General features: G+C 64.1%; 1 protein-coding gene. It reads left to right on the top strand.

Annotated features, from left to right (window positions below; translation table 11 throughout):
• Window positions 1-443, top strand: a 443-nt coding sequence (locus EN935_RS39540; protein ID WP_127374433.1) for an ATP-binding cassette domain-containing protein, incomplete at its 5' end; no start/stop codon positions are given.
• Between the last annotated feature and the right edge of the window lie 108 nt (window positions 444-551).

The raw sequence follows: 551 nt of genomic DNA, 5'->3' as shown, positions 1-551 counted from the left end.
GCGCCGAGCGCCGCGAGATGGTGGCGCATGCCCTGCACGAAGTCGGCCTCGGCATCAGCGACATGGACAAATACCCGCACGAATTTTCCGGCGGCCAGCGTCAGCGCCTGTCGATCGCCCGCGCCATCATCACCCGCCCCAAACTGGTCGTCGCCGACGAGCCGGTCTCGGCGCTCGACGTCTCGATCCGCGCCCAGATCCTCGATTTGTTCGCGGAGCTCAACCAGAAGCTCGGCATCGCCTATCTCTTCATCACCCACGACCTGACCGTCGCCCGCGCCATAACGGACGAGGTGCTGGTCATGCATGACGGTAAGATCGTCGAGCGCGGCAAGACAAACGAGGTGCTCGACCACCCGCAGTCAGAGGCGGCCAAGGCGCTTGTCACCGCCGCCCCTGATCTGCACCGGGCAATCGCTCGGCGAATGCAGGAGCAAGGTTAACCTCTCAGATCATCTGGAATTTTCCGGTGGCCTTGAACCGGAGATAGGCCTCGATGCTGCGCGCCATGTTGGGCAGCAGTTCGGGCAGGCTGTCAGGCGCGAACCAGC

The organism is Mesorhizobium sp. M7D.F.Ca.US.004.03.1.1, assembly GCF_003998635.1.
GTDB lineage: Bacteria > Pseudomonadota > Alphaproteobacteria > Rhizobiales > Rhizobiaceae > Mesorhizobium > Mesorhizobium loti.
Note: the sequence above shows the minus strand (reverse complement) of the source record. Positions and strands in the feature narration are given on the sequence as shown.